At 67.9% G+C, this 21,728-nt stretch carries 18 protein-coding genes; 11 read left to right on the forward strand and 7 right to left on the reverse strand.

Annotated features, from left to right (window positions below; genetic code table 11):
• Positions 1-7: 7 nt before the first annotated feature.
• Genes AC5P9I_RS12335 through AC5P9I_RS12355 form a run of 5 tightly spaced genes read left to right on the forward strand, consistent with a single transcriptional unit; the run spans position 8 to position 5,860 of the window.
• Positions 8-1,351, forward strand: coding sequence for an LLM class flavin-dependent oxidoreductase (locus tag AC5P9I_RS12335; protein WP_049471250.1), 1,344 nt, complete (start codon positions 8-10; stop codon positions 1,349-1,351).
• Between the two features lie 4 nt (positions 1,352-1,355).
• Positions 1,356-2,576 carry a M20 aminoacylase family protein gene (locus AC5P9I_RS12340; RefSeq protein WP_080355604.1) on the forward strand — a complete coding sequence of 407 codons (1,221 nt, stop codon included), beginning with the start codon at positions 1,356-1,358 and terminating at the stop codon, positions 2,574-2,576.
• Positions 2,573-3,124 carry a GNAT family N-acetyltransferase gene (locus AC5P9I_RS12345; protein WP_049471254.1) on the forward strand — a complete coding sequence of 184 codons (552 nt, stop codon included), beginning with the start codon at positions 2,573-2,575 and terminating at the stop codon, positions 3,122-3,124. The genes AC5P9I_RS12340 and AC5P9I_RS12345 overlap by 4 nt, the downstream gene beginning before the upstream one ends.
• The gene (locus AC5P9I_RS12350; RefSeq protein WP_080355605.1) at positions 3,121-4,866 is read left to right on the forward strand and encodes an amino acid ABC transporter permease/ATP-binding protein; all 1,746 of its coding nucleotides are present in this window, start codon (positions 3,121-3,123) and stop codon (positions 4,864-4,866) included. Before AC5P9I_RS12345 ends, AC5P9I_RS12350 begins: the two co-directional genes overlap by 4 nt.
• A gap of 16 nt (positions 4,867-4,882) precedes the next feature.
• Positions 4,883-5,860 (forward strand): ABC transporter substrate-binding protein, encoded by a 978-nt coding sequence (locus AC5P9I_RS12355; protein WP_049471256.1) that lies wholly within the window; start codon positions 4,883-4,885, stop codon positions 5,858-5,860.
• 58 nt (positions 5,861-5,918) lie between these two features.
• Here AC5P9I_RS12355 and AC5P9I_RS12360 read toward each other — a convergent pair whose 3' ends face one another.
• The gene (locus tag AC5P9I_RS12360; RefSeq protein ID WP_088476288.1) at positions 5,919-9,038 is read right to left on the reverse strand and encodes a discoidin domain-containing protein; all 3,120 of its coding nucleotides are present in this window, start codon (positions 9,036-9,038) and stop codon (positions 5,919-5,921) included.
• A 513-nt stretch (positions 9,039-9,551) separates the two neighbouring features.
• Between AC5P9I_RS12360 and AC5P9I_RS12365 the strand changes: the two genes are divergently transcribed.
• Positions 9,552-10,049 (forward strand): helix-turn-helix transcriptional regulator, encoded by a 498-nt coding sequence (locus AC5P9I_RS12365; RefSeq protein ID WP_049471261.1) that lies wholly within the window; start codon positions 9,552-9,554, stop codon positions 10,047-10,049.
• A gap of 27 nt (positions 10,050-10,076) precedes the next feature.
• On the opposite strand, the gene AC5P9I_RS12370 is transcribed toward AC5P9I_RS12365, so the two are convergent.
• Complete coding sequence (locus tag AC5P9I_RS12370; protein WP_049471263.1) at positions 10,077-11,153, reverse strand: MBL fold metallo-hydrolase; 1,077 nt, start codon at positions 11,151-11,153, stop codon at positions 10,077-10,079.
• A gap of 103 nt (positions 11,154-11,256) precedes the next feature.
• On the opposite strand from AC5P9I_RS12370, the gene AC5P9I_RS12375 reads away from it, so the two are divergent.
• Positions 11,257-11,868, forward strand: a complete 612-nt coding sequence (locus AC5P9I_RS12375; RefSeq protein WP_049471264.1) for a TetR/AcrR family transcriptional regulator — start codon at positions 11,257-11,259, stop codon at positions 11,866-11,868.
• On the opposite strand, the gene AC5P9I_RS12380 is transcribed toward AC5P9I_RS12375, so the two are convergent.
• A complete protein-coding gene (locus AC5P9I_RS12380; RefSeq protein ID WP_049471266.1) occupies positions 11,865-13,811 on the reverse strand; it encodes an EAL domain-containing protein in 1,947 nt (648 codons plus the stop codon). The two genes, AC5P9I_RS12375 and AC5P9I_RS12380, sit on opposite strands and share 4 nt — an antisense overlap.
• Positions 13,812-14,154: 343 nt before the next feature.
• Between AC5P9I_RS12380 and AC5P9I_RS12385 the strand changes: the two genes are divergently transcribed.
• The 4 genes from AC5P9I_RS12385 to AC5P9I_RS12400 all read left to right on the forward strand — a co-directional run bounded on the left by AC5P9I_RS12385 (position 14,155) and on the right by AC5P9I_RS12400 (position 17,763).
• Positions 14,155-14,937: an APH(3')-II family aminoglycoside O-phosphotransferase gene (locus AC5P9I_RS12385; protein WP_407617926.1), complete on the forward strand. Its 783-nt coding sequence runs from the start codon at positions 14,155-14,157 to the stop codon at positions 14,935-14,937.
• Positions 14,938-15,034: 97 nt separating this feature from the next.
• Positions 15,035-15,625, forward strand: coding sequence for a TetR/AcrR family transcriptional regulator (locus AC5P9I_RS12390; protein ID WP_049471270.1), 591 nt, complete (start codon positions 15,035-15,037; stop codon positions 15,623-15,625).
• Entirely contained in the window at positions 15,622-16,656 is a 1,035-nt protein-coding gene (locus tag AC5P9I_RS12395) for a DUF418 domain-containing protein (protein ID WP_049471273.1), read from the forward strand. Before AC5P9I_RS12390 ends, AC5P9I_RS12395 begins: the two co-directional genes overlap by 4 nt.
• A 99-nt stretch (positions 16,657-16,755) precedes the next feature.
• Complete coding sequence (locus AC5P9I_RS12400) at positions 16,756-17,763, forward strand: aminoglycoside phosphotransferase family protein (protein ID WP_049471274.1); 1,008 nt, start codon at positions 16,756-16,758, stop codon at positions 17,761-17,763.
• Positions 17,764-17,901: 138 nt separating this feature from the next.
• Here AC5P9I_RS12400 and AC5P9I_RS12405 read toward each other — a convergent pair whose 3' ends face one another.
• Genes AC5P9I_RS12405 through AC5P9I_RS12420 form a run of 4 tightly spaced genes read right to left on the reverse strand, consistent with a single transcriptional unit; the run spans position 17,902 to position 21,726 of the window.
• The gene (locus AC5P9I_RS12405; protein WP_049471276.1) at positions 17,902-18,789 is read right to left on the reverse strand and encodes a DMT family transporter; all 888 of its coding nucleotides are present in this window, start codon (positions 18,787-18,789) and stop codon (positions 17,902-17,904) included.
• A 32-nt stretch (positions 18,790-18,821) separates the two neighbouring features.
• Entirely contained in the window at positions 18,822-19,883 is a 1,062-nt protein-coding gene (murB, locus tag AC5P9I_RS12410; protein ID WP_049471277.1) for a UDP-N-acetylmuramate dehydrogenase, read from the reverse strand.
• An 8-nt stretch (positions 19,884-19,891) separates the two neighbouring features.
• Positions 19,892-20,947 (reverse strand): quinone-dependent dihydroorotate dehydrogenase, encoded by a 1,056-nt coding sequence (locus tag AC5P9I_RS12415; RefSeq protein ID WP_049471279.1) that lies wholly within the window; start codon positions 20,945-20,947, stop codon positions 19,892-19,894.
• 8 nt (positions 20,948-20,955) lie between these two features.
• A complete protein-coding gene (locus AC5P9I_RS12420; protein ID WP_049471282.1) occupies positions 20,956-21,726 on the reverse strand; it encodes a class I SAM-dependent methyltransferase in 771 nt (256 codons plus the stop codon).
• Between the last annotated feature and the right edge of the window lie 2 nt (positions 21,727-21,728).

Here is a 21,728-nt window from a genome sequence, read left to right on the forward strand (position 1 = left end):
GATTCCCATGAGCACGACCCCGCGCCACATTCCGTTCGGCATCATGCTGCAGGGCCCAGGCAGCCACATGCACGCCTGGAAGCACCCGTCCAACCCGGCCGATGCCAGCGTCAACCTGCAGTTCTACATCGACATTGCGCGCACCGCCGAAGACAACGGCATCGCCTTCGGCTTCGTGGCCGACGGCCTGTACATCAACGAAAAGTCGATCCCGCACTTCCTCAACCGCTTCGAGCCGATCTCGCTGCTGTCGGCGTTGGCCACGGCGACGAAGAAGATCGGCCTGGCCGGTACGCTGTCGACGTCCTACAGCGATCCGTTCACCGTCGCCCGTCAATTCGCCTCACTGGACCTGCTCAGCGGCGGCCGCGCCGGCTGGAACGTGGTGACCTCGCCACTGGAAGGTTCCGGCCGCAACTACGGCCGCCCCCATCCGGAGCATGCGCTGCGCTACCAGATCGCCGATGAATACCTGGAGGTGGTGCAGGGGTTGTGGGATTCGTGGGATGACGGCGCGTTCGTGCGCGAGCGCGACAGCGGCACGTTCTTCGCACCGGAGAAATTCCGCCGGCTCGACCACAAGGGCCGCTTCTTCCAGGTGGAAGGGCCGCTCAACATCCAGCGTTCGCCACAGGGCCAGCCCGTGATCTTCCAGGCCGGGTCGTCCGATGACGGCATCGCGCTGGCCGGCAAGTACGCCGATGCGGTGTTCACCCATTCGCCGTCGCTGGAAGAAACCCGCGCGTTCACCCAGAAGGTGAAGAACTCGGCGATCGCCCATGGCCGCAGCGGCAACGACGTGAAGATCTTTCCGGGTATCGGCCCCATCGTCGGCCGCACGGCCGAGGAGGCCGAGGCCAAGTACCAGGCAATTGCCGCACTGGCGACGCTGGAAGATGCGCTGGCCTATCTGGGCCGGTTCTTCGATCACCATGATTTCAGCCAGTACGACCCTGACGCACCGTTCCCCGAACTGGGCGATATCGGCAGCAATTCGTTCCGCTCCACCACTGATCGCATCAAGCAGGATGCGCGCGAGAAGGGGCTGAGCCTGCGCCAGGTGGCATTGGAGGCAGTGAGCCCGCGACCCAACTTCATCGGTACGCCGGAGCACGTGGCCGATGAGTTGATCCGCTGGTTCGACGCCGGTGCCAGCGATGGCTTCATCCTGGGCTTTGCCGCGCAGCGCGAGGGCCTGGACGATTTCGTGACCCAGGTATTGCCGATCCTGCAGGCGCGCGGCTACCACCAGCGCGAGCTGGAAGGGCAGACCCTGCGCGAGCATCTGGGCCTGCCGTACAAGGCCAGCCGGTATGCGACCGACGCCGAACCGGCGCGGAAGGTGGGGTAGGGCAATGAGCGGAGAAACTGCGGTAGCACCGGGCCAGGCCCGGCGGAGTTCCCCAGCGATTGGCGTGTTGCCGGAGATCGCGGCACGCGCCGAGGCTGCCATCACGATCCGCCATGACCTGCACCGGCACCCGGAGCTGGCCTTCGAAGAGCATCGCACCAGCGCCCGCGTGGCCGAACTTCTGCAGCAATGGGGTTATGACGTGACCACCGGCCTCGGTGGCACCGGCGTGGTCGGCACGCTGCAACGCGGGCAGGGCAGTCGTCGGCTGGGGCTGCGTGCGGACATCGATGCCTTGCCGATCCACGAAGACTCCGGGCTGGCCTACGCCAGCCAGACCGACGGGCTGATGCATGCCTGCGGTCACGATGGTCACACCGCCATCCTGCTGTCCGCCGCGCATTACCTGGCCCATCACGGCAATATCGACGGCACCTTGCAGCTGGTGTTCCAGCCTGCGGAAGAAACCGGTTCGGGTGCATCGAAGATGATCGCCGACGGCCTGTTCGAGCGCTTCCCGGTGGATGCGATCTATGGGCTGCACAACTGGCCTGGCGTACCGGTCGGCCACTTCGGCTTCGTCGACGGCCCAGCGATGGCGTCGGTTGACTGGGCGCGGCTGAAAGTGATCGGCAAGGGCGGCCACGGGGCCGAGCCGCAGGGCAGCGTGGACCCGATCCTGGTCGCCGCGCACATCATCACGGCATTGCAGAGTGTGGTGTCGCGCAATGTCGACCCGCGGCAGATGGGCGTGGTGACCGTCGGTTCGATCCACGGTGGGCAGGCCGCCAATGTGATTCCGGACGTGGTCGAGCTGAAGCTGACCGTGCGCGCCTACCTGCCCGAGGTGCGCGACACGCTGCGACGCCGGGTCACGGAACTTGCCGAGCACACCGCCGCTGCGTTCGGTGCGCGCGCCGAGATTGAATTCCCGCGCGGCTTCCCCAGCGTGATCAACCACCCGCAGCAGACCGCCTACGTCCGCAAGGTGGCGGTGCAGGGCTTCGGCGCCGGCCAGGTGGTGCCCGACTTCGCGCCGCGCACCGCCAGCGAGGATTTCGCGTTCCTGCTGCAGGCGCGGCCGGGCAGTTTCGTGTTCGTCGGCAACGGTGACAGTGCACCGCTGCACAGCCCGCGCTATGTGTTCAACGACGCGGCCATTGCCCCCGCCGCCAGCCTGTGGGCGCGGCTGGCCGAAGACTACCTGGTGAAGGACGCGACATGAGCCACGACGAACGCTTCCTCTATACCTCGGTCGATGACCCGCTGGCGCGGCCGCTGTTCGATGGCCTGGAGCAGGAATACGACAGTCGCTACGCCGATGTGCGCCGACGCATCGGCGGCAGCGCCCGCGAGGAACTGCAGCGCTACCCGGCGCAGGCATTTGCCGCGCCGGTAGGGGCCTTCGTACTGTTGCTGCGCGACGGTGCGGCAATCTCCGGAGGTGCCTTCATGCCGCACCGCGATCCGGACACCGCCGAGTTCAAGCGTATCTGGACGCTGCCCGGGCTGCGCCGGCAGGGCATCGCCCGGCGCGTGCTGCAGGAACTGGAAGAGCAGGCGGCGCGCCAGGGCTATCGGCGCGTGTTCCTGACCACCGGCTTCCGCCAGCCCGAGGCGGTCGGCCTTTACCTCAGCCACGGCTACACTGCGCTGTTCGACCTGGACGCGGATCCGGAATCCATCGCGCACCTGCCGTTCGAGAAACATCTGCGGGCGCCCGCGCCTGTCGTTGCGCCTGTGCAGGCGGTGCTGCACGGGGTCCACGCATGAGCACGCCCTCGACGGCGCTGGATGGGATCGGCGCACGGCCGGCACCCGCACCGGCCTTGAAGATCGTGCCGGCCCGGCACCCGCTGCAGGTGGTCGGCACGGTATTGGCGCTGGCGCTGATCCTGATCGGGCTGCAATCGGTGCTGGGCAATCCGCGCTGGGGCTGGGGCACCTTCGCCGAGTGGTTCTTCGCACGCCCGGTGCTGGAAGGCCTGGGCCGGACGCTGCTGCTGACCGCACTCGGTACCGGCCTCGGTTTCGCGCTGGGCACCCTGCTTGCGCTGGCACGGGTGTCCGGCTCACCCCTGTTGTCGGCGGTGTCGTGGGGGTATGTGTGGTTGTTCCGCTCGATCCCGCTGCTGGTCTTGCTGCTGCTGCTGAACAACCTGGGCTACCTGTACAGCACCATCGAGCTGGGCGTTCCGTTCACCGGCATCAGCCTGTTCTCTTACCCCACCACGCAGCTGATCGGCGTGTTCACCGCCGCGGTACTGGGGCTGACGCTGAACCAGGCCGCGTTCTCGGCCGAAGTGATCCGCGGTGGCATCCTCTCGGTCGATCATGGCCAGTATGAGGCGGCCGCCGCGCTCGGGCTGCCGCGTGCGCGCCAGGTGCGGCGCATCATCCTGCCGCAGGCGATGCGTTCGATCCTGCCGGCCGCGTTCAACGATGTGATCGGCCTGGCCAAGAGCACCTCGGTGGTTTACGTGCTGGCGCTGCCGGAGCTGTTCTACACCGTCCAGGTGATCTACCGGCGCAACCTGGAAGTGGTGCCGCTGCTGATGGTGGCCACGGTCTGGTACCTGGTGATCCTGACCGCGCTGTCGCTGCTGCAGCGGCGCGTGGAGCAACGCTTCGCACGCGGCCAGCTGCAACGCGAACGTTCGGTGTCGCGGGTGTCATCGCCGCAGCGCCGGTCCGGTGATGCTGCGCCCCGCGTGATCAACCGCCCGCGCATCGCCACCCAGGTGGAAGCGGGTGAAGGGGCGGCGGTGTCGCTGCACGGCGTGGGCAAGGTGTTTGGCGATCAGCCGGTGCTGGAAGACGTGCACCTGGACCTGCGTGCCGGCAGCGTGACCGTGCTGATCGGCCCGTCCGGCGCCGGCAAGTCCACGTTGCTGCGGCTGATCAACCACCTGGAACGCGCCGACAGCGGCTACGTGACCGTCGGTGGCCAGCTGATCGGCTACCGTCGCGATGGCGACACCCTGTACGAGCTGCCCGAACGCGAGATCCGCCGCCGGCGCGCCGAAGTGGGCATGGTGTTCCAGGGCTTCAACCTGTTCCCGCACCTGACCGCGCTGGAGAACATCATCGAAGCGCCGATCGCAGTACGCGGTGTACCGCGCGCGCAGGCCGAGCAGCAGGCGCGCACGCTGCTGGAACGGGTCGGCCTGGCCGACAAGGCCGATGCCTTCCCGCGCCAGCTGTCCGGTGGCCAGCAGCAGCGCATCGCGATCGCCCGCGCGCTGGCGTTGCAGCCGAAGGTACTGCTGTTCGATGAGCCGACCTCGGCGCTGGACCCGGAGCTGGTGGCTGAAGTGCTGAGCGTGATCGAAGAGCTGGCCCATTCCGGCACCACGCTGGTGATCGTCACCCATGAACTGGGCTTCGCCCGCCGCGTGGCCGACCACGTGGTGATGATGGACCAGGGACGGGTGATCGAGCAGGGCACGCCCGAGGCCCTGTTCGAGCGCCCGCGCCAGCAACGCACCGCCGATTTCCTGGCCAAGACCCTGTAACCCCGGAAGGAACACCATGAGCCCTACAGCACCGCGTCGCCCCTCGCGCAGCACCCTGTTGATCGTGGGGGTGCTGGTCATCGGCATCGCCGGCATCGTCTACTCGCGCGTGCGCCAGGCCCCGGAGGCTGCCGCTGTGGCCGCGACCAGCCTGGCCGGCACCAACACCGCCGTGCTGAAGGGCACGCTCGACCCGAAGGCGCAGGCCTTGATTCCCGCGGGCTACCGCTTCGTCACGCCGGGCGCATTCACCGTGGCGACCCACCCGGGGCAGCTACCGCTGGCCGACTACGGCGCCGACAGCAAGGACGTGGTCGGCGTCGAACCGGACATCGCGCGGCTGATCGCGGATGCGTTGGGCCTGAAGCTGGTGATCGTGCCGGTGGCCTGGGCCGACTGGCCGCTGGGGCTGGAGTCGGGCAAGTACGATGCGGTGCTGTCGAACGTGACGGTTACCGAGGAACGCAAGAAGAAGTTCGATTTCTCCAGCTATCGTTACGACCTGCTGGGCATCTACACGCGCAGCGACGGGCCCATCCAGAAAATCGAAAAGCCCGCCGATGTGGCCGGGCTGAAGGTGGTGGTCGGTGCCAGCACCAACCAGGACCAGATCCTGCGCCAGTGGGACCAGCAGAACATCGCGGCGGGATTGAAGCCCGTGGAATACCAGTACTTCGATGACGCGGTGGTCGGGCGATTGGCGGTGATCACCGGCCGCGCCGATGTCTCGTTCGAGCCCAATGCTACCGGCGCCTATTCGGCGCGCGACGGCAAGGTGCGGCGCGTGGGCCTGTTCCCTGGCGGCTGGCCGAATGCCGCAGCGATCTCGGTGACCACGCGCAAGGGCAGCGGCCTGGCCGACGCGGTGACACAGGCGCTGAACACCCAGATCGGCAGCGGCACCTACGCGCAGGCGCTGGCACGCTGGAATGTGGCCGAGGAAGCCGTGCCACAGTCGCAGACCAATCCGCCGGGGTTGCCAACGCTGCAATGACACCGGGCGTGGCCCGGGCGACCCCCGCTTTTGTAGAGCCAAGCCATGCTCGGCTGCTTCACCAGCGCGCCTCCAGCGTTTTGAACGGCTTCGCCAGGCGCACGCCCTCGGCATCGACGTCGGAAACGCTGCGCCCATCCACACGCACCGTCTTCGGCATCGTCCGCTGCGGCCACCACACCTTCACCGCCGTCCCGCTGCGCAGGCCCTTGCCCAGCGCCACCGTCAACACGCCGTCGCGCTGCCGCGCCTGCATCTGCAAGGTGCCATACGCCGTCGGCAGGCGTTCCACTGCCAATCCATCGCCCGCCACCCACGCGGGGGGTGTGCCCGGCAGCAGCGACAGTGCGTCATCGTCCTCGCGCATCAGCATGCCGAACAGGGTGCGGCCGTATTCGGCGCCGATCCAGGTATGCGGCATGTCGCCCAGGTAGCGCGGGAAGCGCAGGCGTGAGTGCACGACCTCGGCCAGCACCTGCCACTCGAGCGGGCGCCGGTCATGCAGCAGCCCCTGCAGCAGCTCATCGGCCGCCTGCGGCTGGCCCAGGTGCACGTAGCTCAGCACGTTGCGGATCTCGTACGGGGTGTAGGCGTACAGCGCACCGGGCTGGCTGCGCTTGCGCACGTCATCCAGATAACGCGCGAAGGTGGTCCGCAGTGCCTCGGCGGGCAGTACGCTCTGCGCGCCGGTCGGGTCCAATGCAATCGAGACGCCGGTGGGGTCACCATCGCCAAGATCGGCCGACGACGGAATGAAGTCGATGCCCTTCCACGCCATCGTTGCCCGGATCGAGGCATGCAGTGCGTCGTACAGCAGCTTGTATTGCTCGCGCGCCCAGGCAGCGGTCTGGTGGTCGCCCAGGGCCTCGGCCAGCCACGCGCCGTCGTGCCAGCCCTTCAGGCCCCAATAGTCATCCCAATAGCTGTGGGTGGGTGATGGATAGCCCTCATGGCTGATCGACGGCGCAAGGATGCCCGCAAACCGTTCCGGCGAAGGCTGGTCAGCCTTGTAACCGGGCACCAGCGTGCGCTCGCGCAGTTCCTGCAGGAAGCGCAGTGCGGCTTTCACCTTGGGCAGGTAGGCTCGCACCGTTTCTGGTCCACCGTCCAGGCGTGCAACGTCGGCCACCAGTGCGACGTACTGGCCCTGGCTGTCGTACTCGATGTCCGAGCCGAAGCCGGTGTTGACGCTGCCATCGTCGTTGAGGATCGGTGAGACCAGGCCGTTGGCATGCACGCCGTGTTCGCTGTACCAGGCCAGGTAATCGCGCGCGACACGTGCTTCACCCATGCGCAGCAGCACCGCCGAGGTGGCCATGCCGTCGCGGATGAAGGAGCGGTTGTAGTTGCGCGGCCCCGGCTGCATGGCCGGGCCGGTCTGGTTGATCAGCATGTAGGCAGCCTGCGCGCGCAGCATGTCGACCAGCGAGGGATCGGGCAGGCGCAGGCCGACCTGGCCCAGCCGTGCCTGCCAGTCGGCGGAGGCCTGCGTGGCAAGCACGTCGAACGCGGCATTGGCATCGTCGGGCAGCGCAGCCAGATCAAGCGCAGCCGCTTCGGGCAGCATGCCGTTGGCATCAGCGGCGGCAGTGCCCAGCGGGAACGCGACCACGATGGCATCGCTGCTGCCCGGCGCCAGCGACACCCGGTAGTTCAACGCAGCCGAGGCAAGGCCCTGGTCATCACGCGCCTGCTGCGTGGAAGGCAGTTGGCCGGCAGTGATGTTCGCGGTGATTTCCGTTGCGCCGTCGTCGCCGAACGGCGCCGCGCCGGATGCGGTCACTGGCGTAAGCGACTGCAGCAGCGTGCGCCCGTTGATGCGCACGGCCTGCCCATCGACGGTGGCCTCGCGGATCGGCGACAGCCCGCCGTTCTGCCACGGCGGGTTCATCTGCATCGGGCGCACGACCAGGCTGAGCGTTCCATCGATCCGGTTGCTGCCGGTGTTGTGCAGGCGATGGCGCACGAAGGTGACCGGTTGCCCGTCGCGCTGGAGGGCGAAGGCCTCGCTGCGCAGCTCCAGCCCGGGTTGCGGCGACCAGGTGGCCGAAGGCATCGGCTTCCAGCCATCGCGCAGGGCGTGGTGCACGGGGCGTTCGGCGGCGCCCGCCGCGCGGCCATCGGCACTGCGCCAGATGGGCTGCACCAGCGGCGCGCCCTTGTAGGCTTCGATGTTGCCGTACTCGTCGAAGATCGATTTCTGTCGCCCGGCGTGCACGCCGACGGCGGTCCAGTAGGTCTGCTGCATCTGCAGTGACGCCGGGAACAGCCCGCGCTGCGCGCCGCTGGCGGCGATCTGGTACTGCTTCATGGGCGTCATCACCGCCTTCGGGCCCAGCAGGCGCAACCGCGCGGCCCGGGGTGCAGCGCCGTCCACGCTCAGCCGGAACGCACGCACCGGTTGCGCCACAGTGGCGGCCAGCCAGCTTTGCCGATGGTTGGCGGCCTGCGCATCCTGTGCCCAGTCGTGCCAGCGACCGTTGCTGTCCTGCGCCTGCAATCGGGCAGCGCCACGCGCACCATCGGCCCACTCGACCAGCAGGCCGGCAGTGGGCTGGGCGCGGGGCAAGGTGATCTCGAGCGCATGGGCGCCTGCCTTCCCGACGGGAATCGCGACGGCAGCGTCGCCCTGCCACAGCGCGGCTGCCTGCGTTGCATCCACACCGCTGACGCGTGCGCTGAGCGTGCTGTCCAGTGGCTCCATCTCGAAGAGGGACACGCCCCAGTCGGAGGTCCGCTGCGGGCTGGCCAGCCGCACGTAGCGCGCCTGGCGCGGCGCGAAGTACAGCGTTTCCACGTCGCCCAGTGAATCGGCCATCGTGTATGCGGTCTGCCACTGCGTGCCGTCCAGGGAGGTCTGCAGCGAATAGCCTTCCGGATTGGAGACATCCCAGGTGAGGCGCACGCCGGCCAGCAGGGTGGGCGTGCCCAGGTCGATCTGGAACCAGTGGCCGGGGCTGAAGGCGCCGCCGGTCACGGTCTTCGGGTCGCCGTCGATCAGGTGGCCGATCGCCATTGCCGGCACCTGCTGCGAGGAACTGCTGGCCTGCCATTGGCTGCGCGGCGGGAGCGTCTGGGCCTGTGCGGAGGACGCCAGAGCGACAAGCAGCAGGGTGGCGGCAGGGCGCAACGGGAAAAGCAGGGTGGAGACCTTGGAGCGTTCGGCGCGCAACGTCATTACGGACTGCCTCGCAGGTTCGGCCGGAATCGGGCGAGCGCTACGCTAGCAAGGGATGTAATCGGTTACATGACGCACTGCAGCGCCGCTGGACGCTGGCGCTGCCATCACGGGAGGGCTGACGGATGTGGCTATGGACGTGTAGCGCGGATTGGCTGGGGTCACATCGAGCGTCTTTTAAGAGAGTTGTCATTTGACAACCAGTGTGAGCCGTGTGGAGACTGCGGAGAAGAAGGAATGTCTCGAGCGCGTCATCCAGACAAGGACATCGAAGCGGCGTTGCAGTTCGCGGAGGATCGTGGGTAGAGGCTCCGTATGGCGGGCGGCCATGCGTGGGGCCGGATGTATTGCCCTTACAACGACACCGATTGCCGATGCGGGGAGTTCTGCATCGTGAGCATCTGGAGCACGCCGCGAAGCGGCAGCCGTCATGCAAGTGCCTTGCGGCGTGTGGTCGAGAACTGCAGTCGTGAGCAATGAGATCAGGCTTCGTCAGAAGCGAAGGGGTCAATCATGGAATTCAACTTCACCCTGAAGTACCGCTTGCCGGACACAGGCAATGAAATCGGCGTCCTCGAGCAGCGCCTGGCCGAAGGCGGCTGTGACGACGCGCTTGTGGGCCTTGGGTTGCCGGGACGGCTGGCCCTGGCGTTCTGCCGGGAAGCAGACAGCGCAGGGGTTGCCCTGCGTTCGGCGCTCGACGATGTGCAGCGGGCTGTGCCCGGTGCCGAACTGGTTGAAGTGAGCCCCGATCTGGTGGGGCTCACTGACGTCGCAGACCTGCTCGGAATGTCGCGCCAGAACATGCGGAAGCTCATGCTGGCCAACCTGCAGTCGTTTCCGTCCCCCGTGCATGACGGCTCGACCTCGATCTGGCATCTCGTCGACATACTCGGTTGGCTGCGAGCGCGCGGCAGCGGGAAAGTCACGACGGAAATGACCGAGCTCGCCGCCGCTGCGCTGCAGATCAATCTGGCCCGGGAAGGGCGCAGGCTTCACCCGAAGACGTAGCGGCGGCCAGAACCGGAGCCCACCGCATTACAGCTCCACCGTCTCCCACCAGCGCGTGCCCGGCTGCGGCGCCTGCATGTCCACTGCTTCGCCCATCATCGGCGTGGCCACCGGCACGCGCTTCGCGGCCGCCAATGCGGTGATGCGCTCGAACGGCTGCTGCCATGCGTGCAGGGCCAGGTCGAAGGTGCCGTTGTGGATCGGCAGCAGCCACTTGCCACGCAGGTCCAGGTGCGCCTGCAGCGTCTGCTCCGGCTGCATGTGCACGAACGCCCAGCGCGGATCATAGGCGCCGGTCTCGATCATCGTCAGGTCGAACGGGCCGTACTTTTCGCCGATCGCCTTGAAGCCATCGAAGTAGCCGGTGTCGCCGCTGAAGAAGATGCGGAAGTCGCCGTCCTGGATCACCCATGACGCCCACAGGCTGCGGTCACTGTCGCCCAGGCCGCGGCCGGAAAAATGCTGGCCCGGGGTGGCGGTCAGGCGCAGGCCATTGGCCTCGGTGGATTGCCACCAGTCCAGCTGTTCGACCTTGCCAGCGTCCACACCCCAGGCGATCAGCTGGTCACCCACGCCGAGCGGGGCGATGAAGCGCGCGGTCTTGCGATCCAGCTGCATCACTGCGGCGTGGTCGAGATGGTCGTAGTGGTTGTGCGAAAGGATGACGCCGGCGATCGGCGGCAGTGCATCGATGCTGATCGGCGGCGCATGGAAGCGCGCAGGGCCCATCCACTGCACCGGCGAGGCGCGCTCGGAGAAGACCGGGTCGGTCAGCCAGTACTGGCCGCGCAGCTTCAGCAGGATCGTGGAGTGCCCAAGCCGGAACAGGCTGCGGTCCGGCGCGGCGTCCAGCGTGGCCCGGTCCAGCGGCTTCACCGGAATCGGGTGGGCCGGCACGGTGCCCTTGGGTTTGTTGAACAGGAACGTCCACCAGATCTCCGCACCGTCGCGCAGGCTCATTGCCGGACGGGGCAGGGCATTGCGGAACTTGCCATCACGGTACTGCGGTGACTCGGGGTAGTCGGGGAGGGACCAGGAGGTGCAGAAGGTGTAGGCGGTCACGGCGAGGATTCCAAGCAGGGGGACAAGGAGCAGGCGCTTCATGGGTGACGTCCGCTGGGTACACTGCATAGTGTAGTTTCCTGTTTTTCAAAAGTACACTACCCGGTGTAAAATGAGTGCATCCGTTCAGCGATCAGTTCCCGCCATGTCCCGTACCCCGCAGCGCCTCACCGACCGCAAACGCGACGCGATCGTGCGCGCTGCGGTGGAGGAGTTCCGTGCGTCGGGCTACGAGGCGACCAGCATGGACCGCATCGCCGAGGTGGCGGGCGTCTCCAAGCGCACCGTGTACAACCACTTCCCGAGCAAGGAAGCGCTGTTCTCGATGATCCTGGAGGAGCTGTGGGAACGCAGCGTGGCCAGCGACGCGCTGCCGTACCGGCCCGACCAGCCGCTGCAGGGGCAGTTGCTGCAGTTGCTGGGCCAGAAGCTGGACCTGCTCAGCGATGCCAACTTCATCGACCTGGCGCGGGTCGCGATGGCCGAGATCATCCACTCGCCGGAGCGTGCGCAGGCCATCGTCTGCCGCATGGGCGAGAAGGAAAGTGGCGAGAGTGCGTGGATCCGCGCGGCAATCGCCGATGGCCGGCTGCGCGCGGTCGATCCGGAATTTGCCGGCCACCAGCTGCACGGGCTGGTGAAGAGCTTCGCGTTCTGGCCGCAGGTGACGATGGGGCAGCCGCCACTGAACGAACAGGAGCGCGCGCGCGTGGCCGAGTCGGCGGTGGCGATGTTCCTGGGGTTCTACGCGGCCTAGCCGGCGGCGAAGCGGCGGAACTCGTCGGCCGGCAGGGCGGCCGAGTACAGGTAGCCCTGGCCGACATCCACGCCCAGCGCGCGCAGGTGCTGTTCCTGCGCCAGGGTCTCGGTGCCCTCGGCCACGACGATCGCGCCGCAGCGGTGCGCGACTTCGACGATGAAGCGCACGATCGACTGTGACTTGGCGTCGGACAGCGTGGCGATCAGCGCCTGCTCGATCTTGACCTCGGCGATGGCCAGCTGCGAAAGCAGGATCAGGGTCGAGTAGCCCGCGCCGAAATCATCCAGCGACAGCGTGACCCCGGCCGCCAGCAATTGTGCGATGTTGGCATCGACCACGTCGCGCTCGACGATCTCGGTCCACTCGACGATTTCCAGGCGCAGCATCGCACCGGGGATGTCGTGCAGTTGCAGCAGCTCGTGCAGGCGCAGGCCGAAACCGGGCAGGCGCAGCGATTCTGCAGAGACATTGACCGCGATGGTCAGTGAAGCGCCATCCTGCCGGCAGAACTGCAGGAAGTGCACCGCCGACTGCAGCGTGGCCCATTCCAGGTCGGCCAGCCGGCCCTGCCGGCGCAGCAGCGAGATCACCCGCATCGGTGTGATCGGCCGGCCCTCGCCATCGCGCATGCGCAGCAGTGCCTCGGCACCGACCAGCCGCCGGTCGCGCAGGCGATGCTTGGGCTGGTAGCTCAGCGGTGCATCCCCCTGGCGCAGCCAGCGTTCAAGCGCGACCTCGATCAAGGCATCGATTTCGCTGTCGCGCTGGATCGGGTCATCAAAGAACACCACGCCCGACTCGATCGCGCTCAGCGCCAGCGTGATCGCCCGCAACGGCAGGTGGCCTTCATCGGCGTTGGCCGGAGGCTTCAGCTCGACCACGGCGCAGCGGAACAGCGGCCGGAAGCCCGGCCAGTCGCGGCTGACGCGCTCAGTGAGATTGCAGGCCAACGCGGTGACATGGGCCTGGCTGCGCAGCTCGGGCAACGTCATGCCGCGCACCAGCAGGGCCAGCGCCGCGTCACCGAACTGATAGATCTCCAAGGCATCGGCGCGAAGCGATGGCAGCAACCGATGGATGTCCGCCGCCGTATCGCGATGCCATAGACCGTTGTCCTGCAGTGGGCCGTAACGCAGGCGCAGATCGCGCAGGTTGCCCATCTCGACCACGACCAGGCAGGCCTTGCCGAGGCCGTCGTTGCCGCGCCAGAAATCCTGCAGCCGTTCGCCCAGCGCGCGCATGTTGGGCAGGCCACTGATGGGGTCGATGCGCAACCAGGCCTGCTCGCGCTGGCGCTGCGCGTCGATCTGGGCGTCGTTGTAGACCAGCGCGAACACCGCGCCCAGCACCAGCAGCGAGACCGGCAGTGCCAGTACGCGCTGGATCGCCAGTTCGGCCACCGGCAGCTGGTCGGCGCCGATGATCGCTACGCCCAGCGCCAGCCCCACCGCGGTCGCGGCGATGCGCGCCGACCACGCCCGCAGGATCATGCGCAGCGACAGCTCGTTGAGCATGCGCGGGTGCAGGCGCCTGCGCAGCCAGACGCCGGTGATCATCTGCAGCGCGGCCTCCAGGCTGGCGGGCAGGAAAAACTGGGTGCCGACAAACTGGTAGCGGGCCAGCACGGCAGCCGCCAGGCAGGCCAGACCGCCGCGCCACCCGCCGAGCAGGCCGCTGACCAGCAGGATGTCGAAGCCAAGGTGCAGCTTGACCACGCCCTGGGTGTAACCGGCCACGAACCAGGAATTGAACAGGTAGATCAGCCCCAGCGTCACGCCGACATACAGGCGACGGCCCTCGATGGCGTGTCCGGCGCGACGGGTGGCGATCAGCAGCACGCCGATCATGCCGATCACCGCGGTGGCCTGCAGCAGGTACAGCGGCAGGCTGGGCAGGGCACTGTCCAGGACCTGGGCCGAGACCCGTGAAAGCGCATCCATAGCAGGTTCCCGCCTGTGACCGACGGCCGGTGACGAGCAGGGTAAACCACGGCCGCGCGCGCGGCCACTGACGATGCCCTGCGGCGGCCCGCTGGGTCAGTAGCGCGGGCCGGCGATCGCGGAAACCCTTGCACAGCGCATCGGCGATGCGCATGTTCAGCGCGACCTTGCGGGAATGCAGGGGCGATCGGCGCCGGCGTTCCACGGTGACGGATCCGTGGGCGTTGCTGTAGCGACGACTGCCCGGCATCACTGCTGTTGACGGGAGGAATGCCGGATGAGCGAGAATCCATGCAGTCATCGGTTACAGGCGTCCCCTGGCATGGAAGCACCCCGCGCACGCATGGAGGGCATGCCCCTGCCTCACGCCTGGCAGGAAGCGCTGGCCGATGCGCGCATCGAGCGGCAGTCGATCGGCGTATCGCGTGCGGACGTTGCCCGCGTGCATCGTCCGGGGCAGGCCGATGCCTTCCTGAAATCGGAAGTGATCGACGCCTTCAGTGAGCTGGGCGACGAGATCGCGCGCCTGCGCTGGCTGCAGGCGCAGGGTCAGCCGGCGCCGACGGTGATCGCTACGGCCGAGGAGGAAGGGCGCCGCTGGCTGCTGATGAGTGCGTTGCCCGGCCACGATCTGGCCTCCTCGCCGGCGCTCGCGCCCCAGCACCGGGTGCAACTGCTGGCCGACGCGCTGCGGGGCCTGCATGCCCTGCCGGTGGCGGTCTGTCCGTTCGACCAGCGGCTGGCTTCGCGCCTTCAGGCCGCACAGGCACGGGTCGAGGCGGGCCGGGTCGACGCCGATGACTTCGATGACGAGCGCCTGGGGCAGAGCGCACAGCAGGTCTTCGCCGAACTGCGCGCTACCCGGCCTGATCACGAGGATCTGGTGGTCAGCCATGGCGATGCCTGCCTGCCGAACCTGCTGGCCGTCGAGGGGCGTTTCAGCGGTTTCATTGACTGTGGCCGGCTGGGCGTGGCCGATCGCTACCAGGATCTGGCGTTGGCCGCGCGCAGCCTCGTCCACAACTTCGGCGACACCCGGTGGGTCGCGTCGCTGTTCCGCAGTTATGGCGTTGTGCCCGACGAACGGCGGCTGGCGTTCTACCGTCTTCTCGACGAGTTCTTCTGAAACCGCGCCGGGCAGCGCAGGGCAGGGCTGAATGCTGCCCTGCCGACGGACCTCTCCAATCTTCAAAATGGACGAACGTTCGTTCACTATTCGTGGCATGAGCCGAATCGACCGCAATGAGCAGCGCGTGACCCTGATCCTGCAGGCGGCCCTGCAGTGTTTCCTCGCCAAGGGCTTCCACCAGACCAGCATGCGCGACATCGCGCAGGCGGCCGGTGTCAGCCTGGGCAATCTCTACAACCATTTTCCGGGCAAGGAGGCGATCATCCTTGCGGTGGCCGTGGCCGAAAGCGAGGAACTGGCCCCGATGCTGCAGCGGCTGGCGGCGGCCGACGGCGAGCGCGCGCAGGTGCTGGCGTTCCTGCAGGACTTCCATGCGTTGTGCCGGCAACCGGAATGGGCAACGCTCGCGGCCGAGGTGCTGGCCGAGAGTGCACGCAACCCCGCCGTAGCCGAAGCCTTCGCCGCCAACCGCAGGCAGCTTCAACAGGTGCTGGGCGATGCACTGCAGGGCATTGCGCGGCGCGAGCGGCGGCGCCCTGCGCTGGCCCCGGCACTGCAGGCGCAGGTGTTGCTGGATGCCATCGAAAGCGATGCGCTGCGCGAGGGCTTGGGTGAAGCCGGCAACGCGGAGAACGCCGCGCTGGATCTCGAGCTGCTAACACGGTTGCTGGGATCACGTGCATGAGCGCCGATGACCGGCGGCTGCACGGCCTGGACCTGGCGCGCTACTTCGCATTGGCCGGCATGGTGCTGGTCAACTTCCGCCTGGCGATGGCCGTACCTGCCGAGCGCGCGGGTTGGCTGGCCGGCTTCTTCCATCTGCTGGAAGGCAAGGCTTCGGCGACCTTCGTCACCCTGGCCGGGCTTGGCCTGGTACTGGCCACGCAGCGCTTGGGCCGGAGGCAGGCCTGCGTGCAGACCTGGCGGCGCGCGCTGTTCCTGCTGGTGCTGGGCCTGCTCAACCTGACCCTGTTCCCGGCCGACATCCTGCACTACTACGCGGTGTATTTCGCGCTGGCGGTGCTGTGGCTGCGTGCGTCGCCACGGGCGCTGCTGGCCAGCATCGTGGGCCTGGCGGCCGGTTCGTTCTGGGCACTGCTGCATTGGGACTACAGCCAGGGCTGGAACTGGCAGACGCTGGAGTACACCGGTCTCTGGCAGTGGCCGGGTGCCGCGCGCAACCTGCTGTTCAACGGCTTCCATCCCCTGCTGCCGTGGATGTGCTTCTTCCTGCTGGGCATGCTGCTGGCGCGCCTGCAGTTGTCACAGCCGCGCGTGCAGTGTGCCTTGCTGCTGCTGGGCGTGCTGCTGATCGGCGCCGGCCAGGGCGTGCAGCACCTTGCGCTGGGAACGCCCTGGCAGGTGTGGCTGGGAACGCAGCCGATGCCGCCGGGACCGGCCTACGTGCTGACCGGTTCGGGCGCGGCCTGCAGTGTGATCGCCGCGTGCCTGTGGGTCAGCCGCCGGTATCCCGGGAATTGGCGGGCGCCGCTCACTGCGGCAGGGCGGATGACCCTCAGCCTGTACGTCGGCCACATCCTGCTGGGCATGGGGACGCTGGAAGGATTGGGCGTGCTCGATGGCAGCGCGTCATTGCCGGCGGTGCTGTGGTGCGCGCTGCTGTTCCTGATGGTGGCCACGGCCGCCGCGTGGCTGTGGTCGTTGCGGTTCGCGCGGGGGCCACTGGAAGCGGTGATGCGGCGCGTCGCCGGCTAGCACTTTGGTCGCGCAGGCGTGATGTTGTGACGGACATGTCTGTGTCGCGGCCTGCGCATCTGCGATAGTGGCGGCAGGTAACACTTTCCGCTTGCATCCATGTCATCCGCTTCGGCGCAGCACCTCGGCGAAGTCCTCCTGCAGTCCTATGGCATCACCGCCACGGCCGTGGTGCCACGCCCGGTTGGCGCCGACGCCAACGCAAGCGTGTATCGCATCGATGCACGGCGTGGGCAATGGTGGTTGAAATGCCGCAGCTACCAGGTCGACCCTGCCGTCTGGGATACCCTGCACTGGCTGCGCGGCACGCTGGGCATCGAGGAAATCGTCGCACCCTGGCCGGCACTGACCGGTGGCGCTTCGGTGCAGCGCTGGGGCCTGCAGTTCACCCTGTTTCCCTATGTGGAAGGCCAGTCCGGCTTCGAGGCGGCGTTGAGCCGCACGCAGTGGCAACGGCTGGGTGAAGTGCTGCGCCGTCTGCACGAGGCCCGCCCGCCGCTGCAGCTGCAGGAGGCGCTGCCGAGCGCGCGGATGGAAACCGCGGCGCTTGATACGGTGGGCCAGTGGTTGGCTGGCGAGGGCCTGGCGGCCGCCAAGGACGGCCTGGGCCGTGCGTTCGTGTCGGTCTGGGACCAGCAGCACGCACGCATCGCCGCGCTGCATGCGCAGGCCGTGCAGCTGCATGCGGCATTGCAGGACGTGCCGAGGGGACTGCACCTGTGCCATACCGACCTGCATGCCGGCAACCTGCTGATGGGCAACGACGGTGGCCTGCACCTGATCGACTGGGATGGCCTGTCGCTGGCACCGCGCGAGCGCGACCTGATGTTCATCGGCGGCGCGGTCGGCGGGCGCTGGGGCCGCGAGAACCCGTTGGGATTCGAGGAGGGCTATGGCAGCGACCGCGGTGATCCGCGCTGGATTGCCTGGTACCGGCACTGGCGCATCCTGCAGGACCTGATCGAGTTCCAGCAGGTGCTGCTGGGCAGTGATGGCGAGGAGCGTTCGCCGCCGTTGCGCCGGCAATCGCTGCATTTCCTCAGTGAGCAGTTCGCGCCGGGCAACGTGTTCGACGCCGCCGAGCGGGTGTATCGCGCGCTGGGGTAGTTCCCGGGCCGTTGCCAGGATCACCCCGGGTAGAGTCGACTGTTAGTCGACTACCGCGCGCAGCGCGGGCTTTGCCTGTTCCAGACGAAGAGCAGTCGACTGACAGTCGACTCTACCCATGGTCCGTGCAGGTGTTTTTCATTCCGCAGGCTTGGCCGCTGCTGAGGCGGCCGCACTTGCGGCGCGGCGCGACAGCACGGCTTCGCGATGGGCGATGTAGGCGTTGGCGGCCAGGATGATGCCGGCGCCGATTATCGTCCAGCGGTCCACGCTTTCGTTGAACAACAGCCAGCCGCACAGCGTCACCAGGGGCAGCTGCAGGAAACTGATCGGTGTCAGCGCCGAGACTTCGCCCAGCCGCAGCGCCCGGGTCCACAGCAGTTGGCCGACGGTGCCGAGCACGCCGGTGGCCAGCAGCCACAGCCAGGCCAACCCGGTCGGCCAGACCCAGACGAACAACGCCGGGACCAGCGACAGGGGGACCCAGAAGACGTAGGTGTAGAGCACCACGGTATCGGCGCTGTCGACGCGGGTGAGTTGCTTGATCTGGATCGCCACCAGCGAGCTGAGCACCGCGGCGGCGACCGCCACCAGGCTGCCGGCGGTGAAGCCGGCCGTGCCAGGGCGCACGATCACCAGCACGCCGATGAAACCCACCACCACTGCCGCCCAACGGCGCACGCGCACGGTTTCGCCCAGCCACAGCACGGCGGCGATGGTGACGAACAGCGGCGTGGAATAGGAGAGCGAAACCGCCTGCGCCAACGGCAAGTGGCCCAGCGCCCAGAACGCGCACAGCATCGAGCCCAGGCCGATTGCACTGCGCACGAAATAGCGTGGCAGCTGCTGCGTCTTCAAGGGGGCGCGGCCCGGCCGCAGCAGCATCGGCAGCAGGGCCAGCAGGCCAAAGGCATTGCGGAAGAACGCCACTTCCTGCGTCGGCACGTAACGAGTGGCATAGCGGATGGCCACCGCCATCAGGCCGAATGCCATCGTGCTGCCGAGCATCAGCAGCGCCGCCCGCATCGGGGTGGCGCCTGAGGAAAGGGCGGGGCTGTTCACCACTGTGCGCCGAGCAGGCGGGGCTCCGGTTCGATCGGCACGCCGAACTTTTCCAGCACCGAGGCCGAGATGCGGCGCGCCAGCGCCAGCAGTTCAGCGCCGCTGGCATTGCCGTGGTTGACCAGCACCAGCGCGTGGCTCGGCGCCACGCCGGCATCACCCTCGCGGAAGCCCTTCCAGCCACAGGATTCGATCATCCAGGCCGCAGAGACCTTGCGCCTGTCGTCTTGCTCGGCCGGGAACACGGGCAGGTCGGGGAAGTGCTGCAGCAACACGTCGACCTGTTCCAGCGGCAGCACCGGGTTCTTGAAGAAACTGCCGGCGTTGCCCAGTACCTCCGGGTCGGGCAGCTTGCGGCGGCGGATCGCGATCACCGCATTGGCCACGTCCACGGCGCTGGGCAGTTCCACGCCCTGTGCCTGCAGTTCCTCGCGGATGCCGGCATAGTCCATGCGCAGGTCGTGCAGCAGCGGCAGCTTCAGTTCGATGGCGGTGATCAGGTAGCGGTCGGGCTGCTGCTTGAACACGCTGTCGCGGTAAGCGAAGCGACACTGCTCGTTGTCCAGCCGCACCCAGGCCTGATCCTGGCAGTCCCAGGCTTCGACCGCCTGGATGAACTCGCCCACCTGCGCGCCATAGGCGCCGATGTTCTGGATCGGTGCGGCACCGGCGGTGCCGGGAATCAGCGCCAGGTTTTCCAGGCCGGACAGGCCTTCCTGCAGCGACCACATCACCAGGCCATGCCAGGGCACGCCGGCGCCGGCGCGGATCACGGCATGGTCGGCGCGGTGTTCAAGGAAACTGATGTCGCGGTTGCCGAACACCAGCACGGTGCCGGGCAGATCCTCGGCGATCAGGACGTTGCTGCCGCTGCCCAGCACCAGCAGCGGGCCGTTGGCCACCTCGGGCAGTGCCAGCACGTCCGGCAGCAGCGCGGCATCGTGCAGTTCCAGCAGCTGTTCCGCATTGGCCTCCACGTGGAAGGTGTTCAGTGCCTGCAGCGGCGCATTGCGGGTGAGCGTCCAGCGCAGCGGGGCGTTGCCGTCGGTGCTATCCATGGGCGCGCTCACAGGGGGGCCACCGCGCCGCGGCTCGGCGCTTCGCGGCGGCGACGGATCGCCTCCACGCATTCGGAAACCAGCGCCGGTCCACGGAAGATCAGGCCGCTGTAGCACTGCACCAGCGCGGCACCGGCCGCCATCTTGGCCACCGCGTCGGCACCGGACAGGATGCCGCCGACGCCGACCAAGGGCACCGACTCGGGCAGGCGCGAGCGCAGGCGGCGCAGCACCAGCGTGGACTGCTCCAGCACCGGCGCACCGGACAGGCCACCGGCCTCGTTGGCCAGCGGGTCGCCGGCCACCTTGCTGTGGTCGATGGTGGTGTTGGTGGCGATCACGCCGTCCACCTGCAGCTCGCCCAGTACGCGGGCGGCGGCATCGATGTCACGCTCGCTGAGGTCCGGCGCCACCTTCACCAGCATCGGCACGCGGCGGCCGTGGCGGGCCGCGAGCTCTTCCTGGCGGTCACGCAGCTGGCTGACCAGTTGGCGCAGCGCGGTTTCTTCCTGCAGTTCGCGCAGGCCGGCGGTGTTGGGCGAGGAAATGTTGACAGTGATGTAGTCGGCCAGCGGGTACACCTTGTCCAGGCAGGCGATGTAATCGTCCACGGCCTGTTCGTTGGGGGTGTCCTTGTTCTTGCCGATGTTGATGCCGAGCAGGCCGCGGCGGTTGCGCGCGCGCTCGACGTTGCGTACCAGCGCGTCCACACCCGCATTGTTGAAGCCCATGCGGTTGATGATCGCGTTGTGTTCCGGCAGGCGGAACAGGCGCGGCTGCGGATTGCCGGCCTGCGGGCGCGGGGTGATGGTGCCGATCTCGACGAAGCCGAATCCCAGCGCGAACAGTGCATCGATGTGCTCGCCGTTCTTGTCCAGGCCGGCGGCCAGGCCGACCGGGTTGGGGAAGGTCAGCCCGAACACCGTGCTCGGCATCGGCGCGATGCGGGCGGCCAGCAGCGGCGTGGTGCCGGTGCGATAGGCCAGGTCCAGTGCGGACAGGCCGAGGCCGTGGGCGCGCTCGGCGTCGAGCGAGAACAGGAAGGGGCGGGCAAGCGAATACATGCGTCGGTTCAGTCCAGCGTGCCGAGGAAGGCTCGGGTTCGATATTCAAAAGCAACCTGGCCGTCCACCGCGTGGGCGGCGAACAGGTGCTGCAGAGCGTCGATCATCGGCGCGTGGCGCGGATGACCGGATTGCGGGGCGTACGAAGAGGAGAGCAGGCGCCCGCGCAGGGCGTCGAAGTCGAGATACTGCACGTTCGGTAGCTCCACCCTGCCGCGCAGGCCAGCGCCGAACCAGGCCTGCATGGTGGCATCGTCCTGGTAGCGCTCGGCTACGGCGGTGTAGTCGGTGCCGTAGTCCAGCAGCAGCTGTTCGTAGCCGACCAGGAACGGGCTGGCATCGAGCAGGCGCGAATTCCAGTAGATCAGTGCCAGGCCACCGGGGCGCAGGATGCGCTGCCACTCGGCGCGCACCGCCACGGTGTCGAACCAGTGGAAGGCCTGCGCGGCGCTGACCAGATCGATGCTGGCGTCCGCCAGGCCGGTGGCCTCGGCGCGGCCATCGACGGCGGAGAACTGCGGGTACTGTGGCGCCAGCCACTGTTCGGCGGCAGCACGCATGGCAGCGTTGGGCTCGACCGCCACCAGCGGATGGCCGCTGGCGAGAAACGCGCGGCTGGAGATGCCGGTGCCAGCGCCGATGTCGGCGACATGGGCCTGGTGGCTGACACCCATCGGGCCGTGCAGCCAGTCCAGCAGTGCGGCCGGGTAGTCGGGCCGGTAGCGGACATAGTCGGCGACGCGGCTGCTGAAGCGTTCAGTGCTGTCGGAGGCGGTCATGG

Source organism: Stenotrophomonas sp. YJH_SMC_29, assembly GCF_059371235.1.